Origin of the sequence: Halorhodospira sp. 9621 (genome assembly GCF_022228055.1) — a bacterium.
GTDB lineage: Bacteria > Pseudomonadota > Gammaproteobacteria > Nitrococcales > Halorhodospiraceae > Halorhodospira > Halorhodospira halophila_A.
The window spans coordinates 87,637-102,974 of record NZ_JAJNRD010000001.1; the positions used below are offsets into that span (position 1 = coordinate 87,637).

General features: G+C 66.6%; 16 protein-coding genes and 1 pseudogene. 1 reads left to right on the forward strand and 16 read right to left on the reverse strand.

Annotation, left to right across the window (positions count from 1 at the left end; all coding sequences use genetic code 11):
* Positions 1-12 precede the first annotated feature (12 nt).
* The 13 genes from rlmD to rpoE all read right to left on the reverse strand — a co-directional run bounded on the left by rlmD (position 13) and on the right by rpoE (position 12,048).
* Positions 13-1,317: a 23S rRNA (uracil(1939)-C(5))-methyltransferase RlmD gene (gene rlmD, locus LRF89_RS00405; RefSeq protein WP_201167250.1), complete on the reverse strand. Its 1,305-nt coding sequence runs from the start codon at positions 1,315-1,317 to the stop codon at positions 13-15.
* Between the two features lie 7 nt (positions 1,318-1,324).
* Positions 1,325-2,098, reverse strand: a complete 774-nt coding sequence (locus LRF89_RS00410; protein ID WP_201167252.1) for a 3'-5' exonuclease — start codon at positions 2,096-2,098, stop codon at positions 1,325-1,327.
* Positions 2,099-2,116: 18 nt separating this feature from the next.
* The gene (acpS, locus tag LRF89_RS00415) at positions 2,117-2,497 is read right to left on the reverse strand and encodes a holo-ACP synthase (RefSeq protein ID WP_201167254.1); all 381 of its coding nucleotides are present in this window, start codon (positions 2,495-2,497) and stop codon (positions 2,117-2,119) included.
* Positions 2,494-3,231, reverse strand: coding sequence for a pyridoxine 5'-phosphate synthase (gene pdxJ, locus LRF89_RS00420; protein ID WP_238636412.1), 738 nt, complete (start codon positions 3,229-3,231; stop codon positions 2,494-2,496). Before pdxJ ends, acpS begins: the two co-directional genes overlap by 4 nt.
* Positions 3,232-3,254: 23 nt before the next feature.
* Positions 3,255-3,959: a DNA repair protein RecO gene (gene recO / locus LRF89_RS00425; RefSeq protein WP_201167258.1), complete on the reverse strand. Its 705-nt coding sequence runs from the start codon at positions 3,957-3,959 to the stop codon at positions 3,255-3,257.
* Positions 3,960-4,877, reverse strand: coding sequence for a GTPase Era (era, locus tag LRF89_RS00430; protein WP_201167260.1), 918 nt, complete (start codon positions 4,875-4,877; stop codon positions 3,960-3,962).
* Positions 4,870-5,574, reverse strand: coding sequence for a ribonuclease III (gene rnc / locus LRF89_RS00435; protein ID WP_201167262.1), 705 nt, complete (start codon positions 5,572-5,574; stop codon positions 4,870-4,872). The genes era and rnc overlap by 8 nt, the downstream gene beginning before the upstream one ends.
* Before the next feature lie 3 nt (positions 5,575-5,577).
* On the reverse strand, positions 5,578-6,339 hold the full coding sequence (gene lepB, locus LRF89_RS00440) for a signal peptidase I (protein WP_201167263.1): 762 nt from the start codon (positions 6,337-6,339) through the stop codon (positions 5,578-5,580).
* Positions 6,340-6,348: 9 nt separating this feature from the next.
* A complete protein-coding gene (gene lepA / locus LRF89_RS00445) occupies positions 6,349-8,148 on the reverse strand; it encodes a translation elongation factor 4 (RefSeq protein WP_201167266.1) in 1,800 nt (599 codons plus the stop codon).
* 94 nt (positions 8,149-8,242) lie between these two features.
* Complete coding sequence (locus LRF89_RS00450) at positions 8,243-9,718, reverse strand: DegQ family serine endoprotease (protein WP_238636413.1); 1,476 nt, start codon at positions 9,716-9,718, stop codon at positions 8,243-8,245.
* Between the two features lie 63 nt (positions 9,719-9,781).
* Positions 9,782-10,771 (reverse strand): MucB/RseB C-terminal domain-containing protein, encoded by a 990-nt coding sequence (locus LRF89_RS00455; protein ID WP_201167271.1) that lies wholly within the window; start codon positions 10,769-10,771, stop codon positions 9,782-9,784.
* Positions 10,758-11,435, reverse strand: a complete 678-nt coding sequence (locus LRF89_RS00460) for a sigma-E factor negative regulatory protein (RefSeq protein ID WP_201167274.1) — start codon at positions 11,433-11,435, stop codon at positions 10,758-10,760. The genes LRF89_RS00455 and LRF89_RS00460 overlap by 14 nt, the downstream gene beginning before the upstream one ends.
* Positions 11,436-11,463: 28 nt before the next feature.
* Complete coding sequence (rpoE, locus tag LRF89_RS00465) at positions 11,464-12,048, reverse strand: RNA polymerase sigma factor RpoE (RefSeq protein WP_201167424.1); 585 nt, start codon at positions 12,046-12,048, stop codon at positions 11,464-11,466.
* 178 nt (positions 12,049-12,226) lie between these two features.
* Between rpoE and nadB the strand changes: the two genes are divergently transcribed.
* Complete coding sequence (gene nadB, locus LRF89_RS00470; protein ID WP_201242537.1) at positions 12,227-13,870, forward strand: L-aspartate oxidase; 1,644 nt, start codon at positions 12,227-12,229, stop codon at positions 13,868-13,870.
* Between the two features lie 82 nt (positions 13,871-13,952).
* Here nadB and LRF89_RS13630 read toward each other — a convergent pair.
* The 3 genes and pseudogenes from LRF89_RS13630 to LRF89_RS00480 form a co-directional block, all read right to left on the reverse strand.
* Positions 13,953-14,213 (reverse strand): annotated as a pseudogene (locus tag LRF89_RS13630) (hypothetical protein); the annotation flags it as partial.
* A 49-nt stretch (positions 14,214-14,262) separates the two neighbouring features.
* Positions 14,263-14,544: an FAD assembly factor SdhE gene (locus tag LRF89_RS00475; RefSeq protein ID WP_238632575.1), complete on the reverse strand. Its 282-nt coding sequence runs from the start codon at positions 14,542-14,544 to the stop codon at positions 14,263-14,265.
* Positions 14,541-15,329, reverse strand: coding sequence for a succinate dehydrogenase iron-sulfur subunit (locus LRF89_RS00480; RefSeq protein WP_201167280.1), 789 nt, complete (start codon positions 15,327-15,329; stop codon positions 14,541-14,543). The genes LRF89_RS00475 and LRF89_RS00480 overlap by 4 nt, the downstream gene beginning before the upstream one ends.
* Positions 15,330-15,338 lie beyond the last annotated feature (9 nt).

Here is a 15,338-nt window from a genome sequence, read left to right on the forward strand (position 1 = left end):
TACTCCCTCGATTCAGTCACGGTCGAAAACCGCGAAGCTCTCGACATGGGCGGTGTGCGGGAACATGTCCATAATACCCGCCGCCTTCAGCCGGAAGCCGTGCTCGGCGACAAGGATCCCGGCATCGCGGGCCAACGTTGCGGGGCCACAGGAGCAATAGACCACCCGGCTAGCGCCTGTGCCGGCAACCGCGGGAAGAACCTCCTGGGCACCAGAGCGTGGCGGGTCCAGCAGGACGGCGTCATAGTGTCCCGCCGCCTGTCGGGTGCCCTCCTCGCTGGCGAGATCGGCCACGGCGAAGGAGGCGTCCAGGCCGTTGGTGGCCGCATTCTCCTCGGCGCGGCGGACCAGTCCCGCCTCGCCCTCGATGCCGGTCACCGCGGCCCCTTCTCGCGCCAACGGCAGCGTGAAGTTGCCCACCCCGCAGAACAGGTCGAGGATGCGTCTGCCCGGCCGCGGCTGCAGCCATTCCAGAGCCTGCTCGACCATGGCCACGTTGATGGGGGCATTGACCTGCGTGAAGTCCGTGGGTAAGAACGCCACTTCGACATCGTAGGGCGGCAGGGCGTAGCTTAGGTCCAGCGCCGACTGCGGCGCCACCGGCGTCACCGTGGATTCATCCCCCGGCTGACGGAGGATGGCCAGGCCGGTGGCTGCGGCAAACTCACTCAGCCGATCCAGATCGCTGTCTGTGAGCGGCGCCAGGTGGCGCAGCACCAGCGCCGCGCGCGCGTCCCCGCAGGCTACCTCGATCTGGGGAATGCGGTCCGGGATCGACAGGGAGCCGACCAGACTGGCCAGGTCCTGCATGCGCTCACCCACCCGCGGGTCGAGCACCGGACAACTGTCCACCGGCGCCACGAGCGGGCTGTGCTTCTCGCGGAAGCCGACTAGCACCCCACCCTTCTTAGGCACGTGCTTGACGGCTAGCCTCGCCTTGCGCCGGTACCCCCAGACCGGCCCGGTCAGCGGTGCCAGACGCTGCTCCGGTTCGACACCACCGATGCGCTGTAGCTGCTCGAGCAGGACCCGTTCCTTGTGGGCGATCTGCGCCTCCGGGGGAAGATGCTGCAGCGCGCACCCGCCGCAGGTGCCGAAATGGTCACAATGCGGTGCGATCCGCTCGGCCGCCGGCTCGAGAATCTCGATCGCCGTCGCCTCGGCCCGTTGACGGCGCAGCTTGGTATACCGGTAGCGAACCCGCTCGCCCGGCAGGGCGAAATCGACGAAAACCGGCCGCCCCTGGGCATCGTGGGTGATCCCGCGCCCCTCGTGGGCCATGCCCTCGATACGGGCCTCCACCGGCTCGCGGGACATACGCCGTTTACGCCCCACGCCAGGCCTCCAGGAAGCTGCTCAGGTGGGGACGATCGGTGGCTTCCAACGCCGCAGCCACCCGGTCGGTCTCGCGCTGGTAGTCTTCGCGGTCCAGGGCGCCGCGGAAGTACTGGAAGCGCAGGTATAGCAAATAGGTATTGAGCACGTCGGTCTCGCAGTAGTTGCGCACCGCCTCGATCTCGCCCCGGGCGACGGCATCGGCTACCGCGCCGCCGGTCATGCCCATCTTGCCGGGCAGACCGCAGAGCGTGGCCACCTCGTCCAGCGGTGCGGCACCCCGCATCTGGAACGAGGAGAGGACGTCCATCAGATCGAGGTGGCGATCATGATAGCGGTTGAGGTAGTTGTTGAAACGGAAGGCTCGATCGTTGTCGCCCGTCTCCCAGTAACGCGGCGCACTGACCCCATTGATCAGAGCGCGATGGTGCAGCACGGGGATATCGAAGCCATTGCCGTTCCAGGAGACCAGATTGGGCACATAGCGATCGAGTCCCTCGAAGAAGCGTTCGAGGAGTATCTGCTCGCCATCCTCCGGGGTGCCCAGTGACCAGACGCGAAAACGGCCCTCGACCAGACCGGCCAGCGAAATGGCCACCACCCGGTGCAGGTGCAGTCGCGGGAACTCGTTTCCAGTCTCCTGGCGGCGTCGCGCCGCCATGGCCCGGGAGACATCCGTGTCCTCGAGGCCGTCCAGACCGTAGACGACCCGGCCGCCGGCCAGGTCGGGAACGGTCTCGATATCAAAGGCGAGCACGTTCATCGTTTCTCTCCCTGTCGATCAGCCGGTTACGAGGACCACGAAGGCAACGGCGTACTCCCGCTCGTCGCTGAGGCTCAGGGCTGCCTCATTCACCCGCAGGGCTGCGGCCCGCTCGGCGGCGGCGCCGTGGAAGCGCAGCGAGGGCTTGCCCCGGGCATCGTGGACCACCTCAAGATCGCGCAGCGTCACCCCATCGCTCAGCCCGGTGCCCAGGGCCTTGGAGGCAGCCTCCTTGGCAGCGAATCGGCGCGCCAGGAACGCCGCGGTACCGCCGGACTCTTGGAAGCCTTGCAGTTCGCCCGGCGCCAGAACACGCCGGGCGAGTCGCTCACCGTGGCGCTCCAGTGCACGCTCCAGTCGCACCACGGCCACAATGTCCGTACCAATGCCGGCAATCATGCCGCCGCCGACCGCATGAGCCGCTTCATCTCCGCCACGGCCGGCGTCAGCCCCTCGAAGACCGCGCGGGCGACAATGGCATGGCCGATGTTCAGTTCGGCCATGGCCGGGAGTGCCGCTACCGGCTCCACGTTATGGTAGTGCAGACCATGCCCGGCATTGACCTGCAGTCCGGCATCACGGGCCCGTAACGCCGCCGTCCGCAGGCGCTCGAGTTCGCGGCCCTGCGTAGCGGCATCCGGGGCATCGGCGTAAGCACCGGTGTGGAGTTCGATCACCGGGGCCCCGGCGGTCGCCGCGGCATCGATCTGGGCCGGATCGGGGTCGATGAACAGCGACACCCGGATGCCGGCCTCGCCCAGGCTGCGGCAAGCCTGCTCCAGGCGCTGCACATCCCCGGCAACGTCGAGGCCACCCTCGGTGGTCAACTCGGCGCGCCGTTCCGGCACCAGGCAGCAATCCGCCGGACCCAGCCGCGAGGCGATCCCGATCATCTCGTCGGTAACCGCCATTTCCAGGTTGACCCGGGTCTGCGTATGCCGCTGCAGCTCCTCCACGTCACGGTCTTGAATGTGCCGGCGATCCTCGCGCAGGTGGACCGTGATCGCATCCGCCCCTCCGCGCTCGGCCTCCGCCGCGGCGTGAAGGATGTCAGGGTAGCGTGTGCCGCGCGCCTGACGCAGCGTAGCCACATGATCGATATTGACACCGAGTTGAATTTGCCCCGTGGACATAGGTCTCCCAGAAAGCCGTCCCATCAACCGCGCAGCGATCGGAACATCTCGCGACTGCGCAACCGGCGCCCACCCAGATGTCGATGGAGCACCGCCCGCATCAGCCGCCGCGCCTCGCTGCGCACCGGTTCTTGCGACAAACCCTGCCCCTCCGTGGCTGCCAGTGCCAGCAGTGTAGCCCCCCGGACCTCCACGCCGCCCTCGCCCGTGCCCGCAGGCTCAGCGCCCCGCTCCGGGGTGTAGCGGTAGGCGGACTGCGGCACAACCGGCCGGCCGAGGACGTCCGTTTCCAGCTCCATGCCGTAGCCGCTCTCCTCCAGGAGCGCGAGCTCGAAGCGCCGCAGTGCGGGCTCCGCATCATCCCCAGCCAGACAATCGACGGCGATAGCGTAACGCTCCCAGGTCAGCGGGTGCGGGTCCTCCCGCCGGGTCAACGCCAGCAGGAGCTCAGCCATGTAAAACCCACACGCCAGCGCCCCACCACGCAACGCATAGCCGCGTCCGGCTTGCTCGACTTCGGTCAGGGTCTTGAGGTCGCCGCGGCCTTTCCAGACGACCTGAAGCGGGATAAAAGGCTCAAGCTGCCCGCTCCACCCCCGTCGCCGCACCCCGTTGGCAACTGCACCGATACGCCCGTGCTCGCGGCTGAACAGTTCGACCAGGGTGCTGCTCTCGCGGAAGGCTCGCCGATGAAGCACCCAGGCCGGCTGCCCCTGCGCGGTATCCATTCAATCCGTGTAACCGAGCTCGTCGAGCGCCCGCCGATCGTTCGTCCACTGCTCCTTGACCTTGGTCCAGAGCTCCAGGTGGACCCGTTCGCCGAGCATATTCTCCATCTGCAACCGGGCGCTGCGACCGATTTTCTTGAGCCGTTCGCCCCCGCGTCCGATCACGATGGGTTTCTGCCCCTCGGTCTCGACCCAGATGACCGCCGATAGCCGGGTCATACCCTCCTCGCGATGGAGCTGCTCGATCTGCACCGTGGTGGTGTAGGGAAGTTCGTCGCCGAGATTGAGCATGAGCTGTTCGCGGACTAACTCACCGAGGCGAAAGCCGAGGTCCCGGTCGGTGATCTGGTCGGCCGGGAACAGGGGTGGCCCCGCCGGAAGCTGCTGGATGATCTCCTGCTCGAGGGCATCGAGATTCTCTTTCCGGGTAGCCGATACCGGCACCAGCGCCGCGAATTCCCGTTGCGCGGCCAACCACTCCAGATGTGGTAAAAGCAGCCGTTTGTCCTGGACCCGGTCAACCTGATTCACCGCCGCAATGACAGGGGCGTCGACCTCGGTGAGGCGTTCCAGGACCCTCTGGTCGTCATCCTTCCACTCTGTTCCGCGGACGACGAAGACGACCACATCGATATCTTCCAGCGCGCTGTGGGCGGCCCGGTTGAGCTGGCGATTCAGGGCACGCTTGGCGGATTGGTGCATGCCCGGCGTATCGACCAGCACCGTCTGGGATCCGGGGCGATTGAGAACGCCCAGGATACGGTGCCGAGTGGTCTGTGGCTTGCGCGTGACGATGCTCACCTTCTCGCCGAGCAAGGCGTTGAGCAGCGTCGATTTACCGACATTGGGCCGACCGACCAGTGCGCACAGCCCGCTGTGCTCGAGCGTCGCAATCGCCTCGGTTGATCCATTACTCATGGCCGGAGCCTCCTCCTTCCGCCGACTCGGCGCCGATCTCGACGAGCATCGCCTCGGCGGCGCGCTGCTCGGCCTGCCTGCGGCTGCCGGCCTCACCGACCGTTTTCTGCTCGCTGTCGCTGAGTCGGCACTCGACCTGAAAGCGCTGATGGTGGGCTCGTCCGCGGACATCCAGCACCTGGTAGCCGGGCAGGGGACGGCGCGTCGACTGCAGAACCTCCTGCAGGCGAGTCTTGGGGTCCTTGAGCACCGCCTGCTCCGGCAAGCTCTCCAGTCGCGGACGATACAAGCCGATGATGACTTGCGACGCGGTCTCGAAGCCCGCGTCCAGGTAGACCGCGCCGAACACCGCCTCCAGGGCATCGGCCAGGATGGAGTCACGCCGGTGGCCGCCGCTCTTGAGTTCGCCGCCGCCCAGGCGAAGATGGTCACCCAGTTCTATGTCCCGCGCGATGGCCGCTAGGCTGGAGCGATTGACCAGGCTCGCGCGCAACCGCGACAGCGTACCCTCGCTATCGCCCGGGCGCCGGTGGAATACCTCGTGGGCGATGACGAAGTTCAGCACCGAGTCGCCCAGGAATTCCAGGCGTTCATTGTGGCGGCCGCCGGCACTGCGGTGCGTGACCGCCTCCTGGAGGCGGTCAAGTTCCCGGAACCGGTGATCGAGCCGCTGTTGCAGGCGTTCGAGATCGGACATGGGTTATTCGATCCGCTGGCCAATGCGATCCCAGGCGATCCCGCCCTCCTCGCTGTCCCAACTCATCCAGATCAGGAACGCGCGCCCGGCCAGGTAGTCGTCCGACACCGGGCCCCACATCCGGCTGTCGGCACTGCGATCCCGGTTATCCCCGACAGTGAAGTACTTACCCTCGGGGACCGTGTACGTGAAATCCGCCGACTGGGAAGCCGGATGGTGGAGGATGGTGTATTCGCGACCGGAGACCCGCTCCGTGCGCAGGACCGAGGGTTGGTCCGGGTCAGCGCCTGGGCCGGCGTAGCGCTCCTGCCCTTCCTGCTCCAGGCGCTCACCGTTAACGTAGAACGTCCGATCCTGATACCGAATCTCGTCCCCAGGCAGGCCGATGACTCGCTTGATGTAGTCCTGGCCCGGGTCAACGGGATAGCGGAACACGGCCACCTCGCCCCGCTCCGGCTCGCCATCCCCGAACAGGCGGCTGCGCAGGACGGGCAGACGGATGCCGTAGGAGGCCTTATTGACCAGGATGAAATCGCCGGCCTGCAGCGTGGGGAGCATCGAACCGGAGGGGATGCGGAACGGCTCGGCCACGAACGAGCGAACCAGCAACACGATCAGGATGATCGGAAAAAGCGAGCGCGGCAGATCGATATACCACGGGTCGCGGTCACGATCGATATTCTCGCGGTGACGCAGCCACCGATCCCAGCCCCACACCAGGCCGGTGAGCAGGGTCAGCACAACAAGGAGGATTTCAAAGTTCATGGGCGCCCACTAATCCTTTGAGTCATCGACCCGCAGCACGGCAAGGAAGGCATCCTGCGGGATCTCCACCTTGCCGACCTGCTTCATGCGCTTCTTGCCCTCCTTCTGTTTCTCGAGGAGCTTGCGCTTGCGGCTCGCATCCCCGCCGTAGCACTTGGCGGTGACGTTCTTGCGCATCGCCTTGACGGTGCTGCGTGCAATGATCTGCCCGCCAATGGCCGCCTGTATGGCCACCTCGAACATCTGCCTCGGGATGATCTCCTTGAGCCGCTCCACCAGGGCCCGGCCGCGGTGGTAGGAGTGATCCCGGTGGACGATATTCGACAGCGCATCCACGCGGTCGCCGTTGATCAGGACATCGAGCTTGACCAGATCGTCGGCCTGAAAACGCTTGAGTTCGTAATCGAAGGAAGCGAAACCACGCGTCGCCGACTTGAGGCGGTCGAAGAAATCGAGGACCACCTCGCTGAGCGGCATCTCGTAGACTAGCGAGATCTGCTGGCCAACGTACTGCATCTCTTTCTGGACGCCCCGCTTCTCCTCGCAGAGGGCGAGGACGTTGCCGACGTACTCCTGGGGCACCAGGATGCTTGCCTCGATGATCGGCTCCTGGATCTCCTCGATCTCCGCGTTCGGCGGCAGATTCGCCGGGTTGTCGATCTCCAGCTCCTGCCCGTCGCGGGTGATCACGTGGTGGACCACGGTCGGTGCGGTCGTGACCAGGTCCAGATCGTACTCCCGCTCGAGCCTCTCCTGGATGATCTCCATGTGGAGCATGCCAAGGAACCCCACGCGGAAACCGAAGCCCAGTGCCTGGGAGTTTTCGGGCTCGTAGTTCAATGCGGCGTCGTTGAGCCGTAGCTTGCCAAGGGCGGTGCGCAGCGCCTCGAAGTCGTCGGAGCTGGTGGGGAAGAGACCGGCGAATACACGCGGCTGGACCTGCTTGAAACCGGGCACCGGCGTTGCGGCTGGCTCCTGAGCGCGCGTGAGGGTGGCACCAACCGGCGCACCGTCGATGTCCTTGATGCCTGCGACCACATAGCCGACCTGCCCGGTACCGAGCCGGTCCTGCGGGGTGCGTTTAGGGGTGAAGATGCCCAGATCATCCACCTGAAATTCGCGGTCCGTGGCCATCACGCGGATCCGGTCCCCCTTGCGCAGTTCGCCGTCGAAGATCCGGGCCAGGCACACCACGCCGAGGTAGTTATCGAACCAGGAGTCCATGATTAAGGCCTTGAGCGGCGCGTCGGCCTGCCCCTTCGGCGGCGGCACCCGTTGGACCAGGGCCTCGAGCAGATCCTCGACCCCCTCACCGGTCTTGGCGCTGACCATCAGCGCCTCGGCCCCGTCCAGCCCAATGATTTCCTCGATCTGCTCGAGCACCTCCTCAGGCTCCGCCGACGGCAGGTCGATCTTGTTGAGCACCGGGATGATCTCCAGGTCCTGCTCGAGGGCCGTATAGCAGTTGGCGACGCTCTGGGCCTCGACCCCCTGGGAGGCATCGACCACCAGCAGTGCTCCCTCGCACGCGGCCAGCGAACGAGATACCTCGTAGGAGAAGTCCACGTGGCCCGGGGTATCGATGAAGTTCAGCTCGTAGACCTGCCCGTCCCGCGCGTGGTACTTCAGCGACACGCTCTGCGCCTTGATAGTGATGCCTCGTTCGCGCTCAAGGTCCATGGAATCCAGGACCTGGTCGCGGCTCTCGCGCTCGCTCAGCGTCCCGGCGACCTGAATGAATCGATCCGAGAGCGTGCTCTTGCCGTGATCGATGTGGGCGATGATCGAGAAGTTGCGGATATTCTCCATGCGTTGCTCGGTCCTGCCTTGTCGCCGGTTCCAACCAAAAAGAAAAGCGCCACCCGCGTGCGGGCGGCGCCCACATTCTACTCGTTTCGAGGCCTCAGGGCATTTGTAATGCCAGAAAACTCGGGTGTCCGTCACGGATCACCAGCACCGGCACGGTACTGCCGGGCTCCACGGCAGCCACGCCGTCGCTGAGGTCCTCCGCCGTGTGCACAGGCTCCCGATCGAAACTGACCAGCACGTCGCCCACCCGCAGCCCGGCCTCGGCGGCCGGCCCCTCTTCGACGCCGGTGATGAGCACTCCGCCCTCATCCTCCAGTTCCAACTCCTGCCGGGTGGCATCGTCCACGGGCTCCACCCGCAGCCCCAGGTCGGCACCGCCCTTGCGGTCCGCAGGGTCCTGCTTCCCGGGCGAGGCGGCGAGTTCGTCCTCGCCCGGCAGGGCAGCCACTTCGACCTCCACGGTCTTGGTCTCGCCATCACGAAGGATCAGCAGTTCGACCCTGCGCCCGATACTGGTCCGCCCGACCATGGGCGGCAAGGCGGCGGAATTCTCCACCACCTCGCCGTCGAACTCCAGAATGACGTCTCCGCTCTGAAGGCCGGCCTCAGCGGCGGGGCTGTCATCGAGCAGCTCCGAGACCAGGGCCCCACGGGGGCGCTCAAGGCCGAACCCCTCGGCCAGATCACGCGTCAGGTCCTGGATCAGGACCCCGAGCCACCCGCGCTGCACCTCCCCGGTCTCACGGAGCTGATCGGCGACGTCCATCGCCAGCTCGATGGGGATCGCGAATGACAGCCCCATGAAGCCGCCGGTACGGCTATAGATCTGCGAATTGATCCCGACAACCTCACCGTCGAGGTTGAACAGCGGCCCCCCGGAGTTCCCGGGGTTGATAGCCACATCAGTCTGGATGTAAGGCACATAGTTCCCGTGCGGCAGCGAACGGCCCTTGGCCGAGACGATCCCGGCGGTTACGGAGTGCTCGAATCCGAACGGCGAGCCGATGGCCAGGACCCACTCCCCGACCTCAAGTGCATCGGCGCTGCCCACCGAGACGGTGGGCAGCTCATCGTCGGTCTCAATCTCGACGACGGCCAAATCGGTGCGCTCGTCGGAGCCGATCACCTCCGCGTCGTGCTCGCGACCATCGGCGAGTCGGACGATGACCTCCTCCGCCCGGGCGACGACGTGGTGATTGGTCAGGATGACTCCGTCCTCGCTGATCAAAAACCCCGAACCGAGTGATTGCCCATCCTCGCCGAAGGGACCCGGGCCAGGCTGCTCACCGGGATCGGGGAGATGCAGCTCGTCACCATGGGGCGTCGAGACCTGGCGCGCCCCGGTGGCCGGCGGCGCCGGACCCTGCTGGGGCTCAATGCCTTCGGGCGGCATTCCCTCCGGGGTCGGCTGTGCTGGCGCCTCCTGCCGGGTACTGATGTTCACCACCGCCGCACTGTTATCGCGGACGAGCTCGGTGAAATCCGGCAGCTCGAGGGCAGCCGCCGGGACACTGATACCCAGCCCCAAACCTACAGCCAGTGCGATCCGCACTGACTTACGTTTCGCCATACCCATCGATCCTCACCCTGTTGCCCGGGGGCGCCTGGCCCGGTCCACTGTTCCCGAGATGTCTTAGCGTCGCTGCGTCCGAGTCGCGAAACGCTCGACGGTCTTGGCTGGTACGTCGCCGATCGCCGTGACTTGATAGCCATCGACGGGGCGTTCGTGGGCATGCAGCGCCCCGGCCCGCGCCCGCCCCTCATCACCTTCCGGCTCCGGGGCGATATAGACGGACACAGTGGCCAGGCCGTCGCTGAACAGCAAGTGCTCGATGGGATCCTGCCCTTGCTCCTCCGACGGTATCCGGCCGTGGGCAATCCGGGAGAACCCCGCGGGCACGTCGATCACTTCCCAATCCGGTTCGGGGCCGTCTGCGGTCTTTGTAGCCGGGCGGCGCTCAACCCGCTGCTGCGCCTCGCCGCTGGGGGCCAACTCCTCGGTGCCGATGTCCTCGCGGAGGCGGAAGCTGGTAAACAGCAGGCGCTCGATGACCCGGCGCCCGTCCAGCAGTTGGGCCTGGAGCGGCAGCCCGCTCTCTTCATCGACCCAGAGACGATGACCGTAGCGCAGCTGATCCAACGGCTCGATGGAGATCACCTGGACCGGGCGTCCGGCGACCCGCCCTTCCCCACCGATGCGGATACGATAGAGTTCATCGGAGATGCTGTCAGCCCTGGGCCACCCTTCGCCCAAGGCGGTCGCCACGCCACTGCCGCGCAGTCGATCCCCCTCGGGGACAGGTCCAGCCAGCAGGGCACCCTCGGGCGTACGCACCAGCTCCCGGTGGGCTCCGGTGAGCATCTCCAGACGCTGGTGGCGACCAGCCTCGTCGGCGCGGTGCACGATGCGCACGGTCTCCACGACGCCGGCCCGGGCGTAGACGAAGATCCCTTCGTAGGAGCGCTGATCGAGGGCCTCGACCATGCGGTTGAGCGCTTCGCGGCCATCATCGGCCGCGCGCTGGCCGCTGTCATCGGCCAGCGCGACCTGGCCGTGCGCGGCCCAGAGCAAACCGGCGCAGAGGAGCGCGCCGCGGAACCAGCCCCGATCAGGGATCCCCATGCTGCGGAACCCGTACCTGATGAAGCATGCTGCCGGGGTAGTCGGACTCGGCCTGCTCGGCGTGATCGATCATGAAGCGATGCAAACGGGACGGCATGGCGTCTGGCACCGGATCAAAGGACTGTTCGCGGGTGGTTCCCGCTGTGCCCCGGTCGCTGTCCGGCCAGGGCAGTCCGCCACTGTCGCCCAGGGTGACGGGACGAACCGTGGTGCCGCCTATGGATCGCTCACCGCCTGCCGGCGAGGCCACCTCGGTCGCCGGTTCGCCGCTGCCGGCCGTCGGCCCGGTGCCAGCATCGGGTGGCGCCCCACCCTGCCACCAGAGCACGGTCACCGCCGCCACACTAGCGGCGATCAGACCGCCGAACGCCGGACGGCGCCAATCCCGCGCTGCGGGCTGCCGAGCCGCGCCGCGCTGAACATGGTGGACTGGCTCATCGGCCAGCCCCGCGCGCACCCGCTCGACCAGATCGGTACTGGGCTGCGGCGGCAGGTTGCGCTGCAGCGCATCACGCATCAGATAGTAGCGCGCCACCTGCAGGCGGGCATCGGCGTCATGGTCCAGACGCCGCATCAGGAACGCCCGTTGCTCGCGTGGCAACTCGTCATCCACCAGCGCGGAGAGTTGCTCTGCGAGTCGGTCCCGATGTTCTTCTTCCGACATACCCTTATCCCCCGAAAGCCACCATGCCCTATGTCTCTTCGCCGGTCAGCGGCCGCAGTCGCTTGTCGATCGCCTCTCGGGCCCGGAAGATGCGCGAGCGTACCGTCCCCACCGGGCACTCCATGACCTGAGCGATCTCCTGATAGCTCAGACCCTCGAGTTCCCGCAGCGTGACCGCGGTACGCAACTCCTCCGGCAGCTCGGCGATGGCCTCGACCACCGTGCGCTCGACTTCGTCCCGATAGGCTTCGGCCTCCGGCGTATCCTGCTCGCGGAGCATGGTGTCGATGTCAAAACGCTCCGCGTCCTGCGCATCGACATCGGAGTCCGGTGGCCGGCGCCCCTGCGCAACCAGGTGGTTCTTGGCCGTGTTGACCCCGATCCGGTAGAGCCAGGTATAGAAGCTGCTCTCCCCCCGGAATCCGGGTATCGCCCGGTAGGCCTTGATAAAGGCCTCCTGAGCCACGTCCATCGCCTCCTGCGGATCGCGCACGTAACGCGAGATGAGCTTGACCAGCTTCTGCTGATAGCGCAGCACGAGGAGGTCAAAGGCCTGCTTATCACCGGCCTGGACACGCTCCACGAGCTCACGGTCCGACTCCTCGGAGCTCATCGCCACCGGCGCCCTCCTGTGTCGGTGCGCCGGTACTTGCTGCTGTAGACACTCCGCTGGGGCGTGAGTTCGCGCACGGCTCCGGGAATCTGACAATCGTGGGTGGGTGATTTGCCGCGGGTGGCGCGGCGTGCGAAGCTTTGCAGCCTATCCGATAGGCTGGCAAAAGCGCAACCAAATGGCGGAACCAAGAACGGCTTACGATGTCCTGGTGATCGGTAGCGGACTGGCCGGGCTGACCGTGGCCCTGCAGCTCCCCCGCGAGCTTCGCGTGGCGGTCCTCTCCAAGGGAACCCTGACCGAGGGAGCCACCCCCTACGCGCAGGGCGGAGTCTCGGCAGCGCTGGATGCGGCCGACTCAGTGGATGCCCATGTTGCCGACACCCTGGAAGCCGGAGCGGCCCTCAACGATTCGGATATTACGCGATTCGTGGCCGAGCGCGCACGCACGGCGATTGAATGGCTCGTCGACCAGGAAGTGCCCTTCTCGCGCATCACACCCGGGGCCGGCACCGACGGGTTGCATCTCCACCAGGAGGGCGGGCACAGCCACCGCCGTGTCGTACATGCCGAGGATGCCACCGGGGCGGCGATCTCAAGGAGCCTATCCGGGCTCGTAATCGAGCGGGACAATATCGATCTGCTCGAGGGCCGCTACGCGGTGGACCTGATCACCGGGGCGCGGCTCGGCGAGCCAGAGGACCGCTGCTATGGGGCCTACGTCTTCGACCAGGCCAGCGGTCGCGTAGAGTTGCTCAACGCACCCTATGTGGTGCTCGCCTGCGGCGGGGCCAGCAAGGTCTACCTCTACTCGACCAGCCCCTACGCCGCCACCGGTGACGGGATCGCCATGGCTTGGCGGGCCGGATGCCGGGTGGGTAACCTGGAGTTCAACCAGTTCCACCCGACCTGCCTGTACCACCCGCAGGAGCGCTCCTTCCTGATCAGTGAGGCGGTACGCGGCGAGGGTGGGCACCTGCTCCTACCCAGTGGCGAACGCTTCATGCAACGCTTCGACCCCCGCGGCGAACTCGCCCCCCGGGACGTAGTGGCAAGGGCGATCGACTACGAGATGAAACGTCTCGGCGCAGACTGCCTCTATCTGGACATCAGCCACCAGCCGGACTCGCTCATCGAGGAGCACTTCCCGACCATCCTGAGGCGCTGCCAGGAGCTGGGTATCGACATGCGCCGCGAGCCACTGCCCGTGGTGCCCGCCGCCCACTACACCTGTGGCGGGGTGATCGCCGACAGACGCGGGCAGACCGACGTCCCGGGGCTCTACGCCGTCGGCGAGACAGCCTGCAGCGGGCTGCACGGAGCCAACCGCCTCGCGAGCAACTCGCTGCTTGAGTGCCTAGTCTTCGGCGCGGAGGCCGCCCGCGACATTGCGGCCAAGGCGCAGCAGCCGATCCCGGCACCCGAACTCCCGCCTTGGGACGAGAGCCGGGTTACCGACTCCGACGAACAGGTCGTGGTCAGCCACAACTGGGCCGAGCTACGCCGAGCGATGTGGAACTATGTGGGGATCGTCCGCAGCGACCGCCGGCTCGAACGCGCGGCAAGGCGCATCGACCTGCTCTCCCGCGAGGTCCACGAGTACTACAGCAACTTCCGCATCAGCGGTGATCTGATCGAGCTGCGCAACCTCATCGAGGTAGCCAATCTCACGGTGCGCTGCGCCGGCCGGCGCCGGGAGAGCCGCGGTCTACACTACACCCTGGACTTTCCGGAGCGCGACGATGAACAGAGCTCCACCACCGTCCTGCGCCCACCAAAACCCCGGCCTTTCGGCCACTTGCGCTCTTTCCGCGAGCGATGACGCCCGCCGGCGGATCAATGGGCCGCGAGCGGGCCCAGACCCGCAGCCGCCGGTGGTGCTCAGTACCGAGCCGACCGCGCGGAATGAACAGATCGTAGCGCCGCCCGTCCACGGTCCGGACGGTGAGCGCGACCAACCATGGGTGGGCGAAACGGCTGACCACCCGGGCGCCGCACCGGCGCCCGTCCCGCGACTGTAGGAAGATCCGCCCGTCGGGATGAAGATGACAGCGGCGCAGCCAGTGGAGACGGCGCTGGCTGCGCCAGGCGGCGATCAGCGCCGCGACCAGTCCGCCGCCCCAGAGCAAGAACAGCGCCACTGGCGGTGACCGCTCGGCAAGCACGAGCAGCCCCCCAACGGCCGCCGCCGCTAGGACAAGCAACCACGCGCTGCTAACGCGCGGGCGGAAACTCAGTGGTTCGGATAAGTTCGACAACCCGGTGCAGCTCCCCGTCCGTGGGTGATTGCCCGGCGATCAGCCAGTCCTGCAGGAAGTGGTCCTCAAGCCCGAGCAGCCGCTCGAAAGCCGCCTGGTCCTGCGCATCGAGATGCAGGAATTGATCGTCCAAGAAGCGCTCCAGGAGCAGGTCCAGCTCCTTGGTGCCGCGACGGCAGCGCCAGCGCAACCGCTTACGCACCGCCACGGCCTCTGCATGGTGCTCGACCGGCGTCACGTCTCACGCTCAGCGATGAGCCGCTTGATGGCACCGATCGCCTTGCCCGGATTCAGCCCCTTCGGGCAGGTCGCCGTGCAGTTCATGATGGTGTGGCACCGGTACAGCTTGAAGGAATCGTCGAGGTCGTCGAGGCGTTCCCCGGTGCCCTCATCACGGCTGTCGGCAATCCAACGATAAGCCTGAAGCAGCGCTGCCGGGCCCAGGTAGCGATCGCCGTTCCACCAGTAGCTCGGGCAGGAGGTCGAGCAGCAGGCGCATAGGATGCACTCGTAGAGCCCATCGAGCGCCTCGCGCTCCTCCTTCGACTGCAGGCGCTCCTTGTCCGGCGGTGTCGGGGTTTCGGTCTTGATCCACGGCTCCAGCGAGGCGTACTGGGCGTAGAAGTGATTCAGGTCGGGGACCAGGTCCTTGATCACGTCCGTGTGTGGCAGGGGGTAGACCTTCACGTCGCCCTTGATCTCATCCATGCCCTTGGTACACGCGAGCGTGTTGGTCCCGTCGATGTTCATCGCACAGGAGCCGCAGATCCCCTCCCGGCAGGAACGCCGGAAGGTGAGTGTCGGATCGACCTCGTCCTTGATCTTGATCAGCGCATCGAGAACCATCGGTCCGGCGCTGTCGGCGTCGATCTCGTAGGTATCCATGCGCGGGGTGGCGCCGCCCTCCGGGTCGTAACGATAGACCCGGATGCGCCGGATGTTCTCGCTCTTTTCCGCGTCGGGGGCACGGTAGGTGTAGCCCTTCCGGATGCGGGAGTTGGCGGGAAGCCTGAACTCTGCCATGTCTGTCTC